The 4,734-nt window shown below is 25.1% G+C and carries 4 protein-coding genes; all 4 read left to right on the top strand.

Translation table 11 applies throughout. From position 1 onward, the window contains the following. Positions 1–359 precede the first annotated feature (359 nt). The 4 genes from U9R42_02815 to U9R42_02800 all read left to right on the top strand — a co-directional run bounded on the left by U9R42_02815 (position 360) and on the right by U9R42_02800 (position 3,711). On the top strand, positions 360–815 hold the full coding sequence (locus U9R42_02815; protein MEA3494947.1) for a hypothetical protein: 456 nt from the start codon (positions 360–362) through the stop codon (positions 813–815). Positions 816–882: 67 nt separating this feature from the next. Beyond that, positions 883–2,043: a hypothetical protein gene (locus tag U9R42_02810; GenBank protein MEA3494946.1), complete on the top strand. Its 1,161-nt coding sequence runs from the start codon at positions 883–885 to the stop codon at positions 2,041–2,043. 1 nt (position 2,044) lies between these two features. Continuing rightward, entirely contained in the window at positions 2,045–2,494 is a 450-nt protein-coding gene (locus U9R42_02805; GenBank protein MEA3494945.1) for a hypothetical protein, read from the top strand. A gap of 11 nt (positions 2,495–2,505) precedes the next feature. Next, positions 2,506–3,711, top strand: a complete 1,206-nt coding sequence (locus U9R42_02800; protein MEA3494944.1) for a two-component regulator propeller domain-containing protein — start codon at positions 2,506–2,508, stop codon at positions 3,709–3,711. Positions 3,712–4,734: the final 1,023 nt, after the last annotated feature.

Raw genomic sequence — 4,734 nt, 5'->3', positions numbered from 1 at the left:
TAAATATTATTTTTTTTTTGTAATAAGATATTTTATTTTATATATTTGCAATTGTATAAAATATATATTACATTTATGTTTATCAAAATTTTCATAAAATATTGTTCTTGGAAATTCATATATTTAGGCTAATAAGTTTGTATTTCATTCTTATTAGCCACATTAATAGATTTGATAAAATATATCAAATTAAAAACAAAAATTTTGTTAACGTGGCATAAATGAAAAAGTGGTAATTTGCCTAAACAAATTACCACTCCAAATGAATCCCTCTCGTGAGAAAAGATTCTGCTACAAATGTACAAAACATTTACAGTATTCATTTATCCATAATGTATTAATCTTTTAAATTAATTATTATGAAAAAAATAAGTTTTTTATTATTAAGTATAGTATTTTTATTATCTTCATGCTCAAAAGATGAGGATATTATTGTAAACAAGAATGCAAAACCAATCTTTGCACAAAATGTCGGAGGAACACATATTGAAGTTCCAGGTACATTAGAATGGATTATCTGCGATCCTGAAGAAGAATATGCTGAATTTCGATGTGTCGGTTCAGATGATATCTGCTTTACTATAACAGATGAAGGTACTGACTTAGATCCACCATGCTTTGGAGTTTTAAATAATGCTACAGTTATTTTATTCGGTAGTACAAGCAACATTGAAAAAGAAGGAATAGGAGAAATCAATTTGGATGAAAACAATAATGTTATTGATTTTAACTTTATTAGTAATGATGGAAGCGGAGAAATTATTTGGGAAAATGACGAAGGTCAAGTACTGGGAAGCATGGTATCAGAAATATAATTCATTTGATAGTGTAATCGATTTAATTATCGATTACACTTTTATAAATATCTTTAATTTATTGAATATGAAAAAAATATTAACTATTCTAATAATAATTTTATCATTCTCATCTTGCATTAAAGAAAAAAACAAAAAGTCTTTAATTGATGTAAACTCTAATGTTATTTACGAAGATAAGGATTTTATAATTTCAAAATTACCTTTTCAATTATATAATGCAGGTAAGAATAAAATATCATTTGTCAACAATGATAATGAGATTGTCATCTATAATACACAAGATTTACAGTTAGAAAAAATTATAAAACTAAATGAGAAAAACTTTGTTGATTATGAAATTAATTACCATAAAAATAAAGGTAATTCATTTGACAAAATTGTTACATTTGATTCAACAATCAAACAGAATAATTTAAAAATGAAAACTTTTTATTTCTATAATTGTAAGTACATTTCAAAAAATAAATTATACTTAATCGGACAAAAAATTACAGCTTTTAGTTTTCCTAAAAAAAATAAAATAAGTTTACAATATACTCCTTTTTTATGGTCAATGCAAGATACAAACTTTGGGAATATAATTACTTTACCATTTCATTACAAACATTTAACATTAAGTTACCAAAATCTTTATTTTGATGATATATCAAATATATTTTTTATAGCAAGAACAAATGATTCAACAAAATTAGACAATCTATTTATTGTAAAATATTCTTTAACAAATGATACCGTTTGCTACAAAAAGCATTATAAAATCCCTTACCCTCTTAAAATATGGAACATAAGTGACACATTTTTAACAAAAGTTAGAACTACAAAAGGATGGAAATTATCAACCACTTGTGATTTTAATAAATTTAACAAAAAAATATATGTTTCAAACTCACTTGATATTTATGATTTAGAAAATGAGAAACTGTTTTTTAAAATTCCTGATTCTGTTCAAATTGATTCCATTCATAGAATTAAAAGTTTTGTTTTACAAGGTTCAAATAATGAAATAGAAAAAATAATTTATATTGATGAAGTAAATAAAAAGCCCGGAATTTTTAATGGTAATAAATATCTTGTTATTTATGACAATAAAAACAAAAAATTCCTGAAGAAAAAATATATCGGCAAAAAAACAAGTAGTTTATTACAAAAAGACAATACTATATACCTACTTGTTGAGACTGAAAAACATATAGTGTTAAAAAAATACAAAATAAATAGCAACTAAAATGAGGCTTCGAATATTGATAATTTTACTAATTGTATTATTTTCTTGCAACATGTGTGTAAAAGAAAAGCCAGTAAATATTAATGATTTGTTAAAAAACAATGTATATCCCAAATATTTAAATATTATTGATAATGATATTTGTTTTAGATGCAATCCTGCTTTTTATCAAGTAGCTAAAACACTTAAGTTGAAAAATATTAATCCAAAGCAAATCATTTATATTTTTCCAAGTCAAAGAAATGCAACTCAGGAATATTTTTTAAATACAAATTTTGGTTTTTCACAATCAGAAATAACAACAATATTTAATACAAAAACTTATAATAAAGCTGTTAAAGATTATAATGTTTCAGGTCTTGGAACTATTATTAAATTTACTGGCTATAAGAATTTTAAAATCAATAAATATCCACGAAGTTTTTCTAAGGATTTTATTGAAAACCTTTAAAAAAAAATAAAATGATTTTATTAAAAAATTTAAAAAAAATGGTAATAATTGCAATATTTTTGTTAACTTTCTTTGTTGGAAATTCCCAAGAAAAGTGGAAACAATATACACCTCATAATTCAGGTTTATCAACTTTTCATGTAACGGATTTTGTAATTGATTCGTCCAACAATTTTTGGTTCTGCTTATTCGGTGGTGGAATTACAAAATATGATGGTAATAATTGGATTACCTATGATAGATCAGATGGATTGGCTGGTGATACAATTGTGGATGTAATTATTGACAGCAAAAAGAATCTATGGTTTGCCTCAATTGGGGGAGGACTTTCAATGTTTGATGGTAGCAATTTTGTAAATTATAATACGACAAATGGTTTGCCGAATAATGTTTTAAACGATTTAGTTGAAGATTTAAATGGGAATATCTGGATTGCTACAGTAGGTAGTGGTGTTTCACGTTTTGATGGAAATACATTTACTACATTTACTGAAAATGATGGTTTAGCTGACAAGAATGTTTTTGCATTAGCTTGTGATTCAAATAATAATATTTGGATTGGCACTGAAAATGGTGTTAGCAAATTCAATAATAATATATTTACAAACTATACCACTGCTGATGGATTATCAGGAAATGATATTAATAGTATTACTTTCGATAATGAAAAAAATATTTGGTTTAATACAGTTAATGGAGCAACTAAATTCAATGGCCATACATGGACTTCTTATGATAAAAGCAATGGTTTATGCGATAATTGGATTTGGGTAACTTTTCAAGATAGTAGAGGAAACTATTGGTTTGGTAGTAATTACAAAGGAGTAACAAAATTTAATGGAAATATTTTTAAAGATTATAGTGTAACTGATGGATTAACCCATATTTGTATTAAACAAATATTAGAAGATAATGAAGGTAATATTTGGTTTGCTACACTTGGCGGTATTAGTATGTATCAATATTCCAGTTCAATTAATAATTTAGAAAAATTGAAATTTGAAATAATAACCAATAACAATAAAATCAAAATTAAAGGGATTGACAATCAACATCATTCGTTTAAAATCAATCTATTTACAACATCAGGTAAACTGGTTTTAGAAGATATTTTTGAAGGCGATTCTTATCAATGTAAATTGATTCCAGGAATTTATATCTATTCTATTTTTGAAAACGATAAATATTACAATGGTAAAATAATTATAAAAAATTAGATTAATGAATTATATTATTTACCAATTTTGTTTATCATCAGGTTAATAATTCAGGTTCATCACAATAATGGATACTTAGCATGATGTAAATTATAAATTTTACTTTAAAATTTAACTGAATTATTATCATCAAATCTGTTTAAATATTGATAAGTCTTGACTTATCAATATTTGAATAGATTGCAATAAAAACTTGATAAATTATTTTGAAATGTTCTATTATTGGTATTTAACTTCTATATTCCGAATTTTCTTCTTTATCCATTATCTTCATTATATGTCATAAAAATATTTGACATTCAAAATCATGATATATTAAACTTGTTGACATAGCTTTTTTTCAAAAGTACTCATTATTGTGATGAACCATTTTTTTTAGGTGGATACTTTTCGGTTAATAGAGTGGGTAGTTTTCGGTTAATATATACATTCGCATTTGAATATAAAGAATTGACATTCGGAAACTTATTAAATGTCGAGTTGTGATAACATAAAGAAAATCAATAGTATAATAATTCCATAATGAATTGTTTCATACTTTGTGATTCTTCGTGTCTTAGAGCCTTCGTGGCTAATTATCAATATCTTGCCACAAAGACACCAAGGCACAAAGTTGCACTAAGAAAAAACACATAATATAACAGTCAGATAATAAATATATGCTGAGCGGTCATAAACTGTGTTTTTCTATATCGTTAAACAATTTATAATCTGTGTGTTAAACATAACTCCAAAGTTCAAATTATGACCAGCCGAAGTATAATTTGATGACGCTTTAGTATTAGCTTCTTTCTACCCAAACCCTAAAGAAAGAAGTAACTGAAAATCAGGACTCCCTTTAGGGAATGGGGCAATTCTTTATATTCAAAACCTGCACTCATTACTTTTTAGAGTGGACTCATACCAAATTAACATCAAAACACCCGATATAAATCATTTCTATTTCCCTTTTTTGTCGTTAAAAATTATTTCCGTAGCTATAGCTATGCAAAGAATTTTTGCCTAAAAAAAGAAAAATATAAT

Source organism: Bacteroidota bacterium, assembly GCA_034723125.1.
GTDB lineage: Bacteria > Bacteroidota > Bacteroidia > CAILMK01 > JAAYUY01 > JAYEOP01.
The sequence above is the reverse complement of the archived record's forward strand: the minus strand, read 5'-3'. Positions and strand labels throughout refer to the sequence as shown.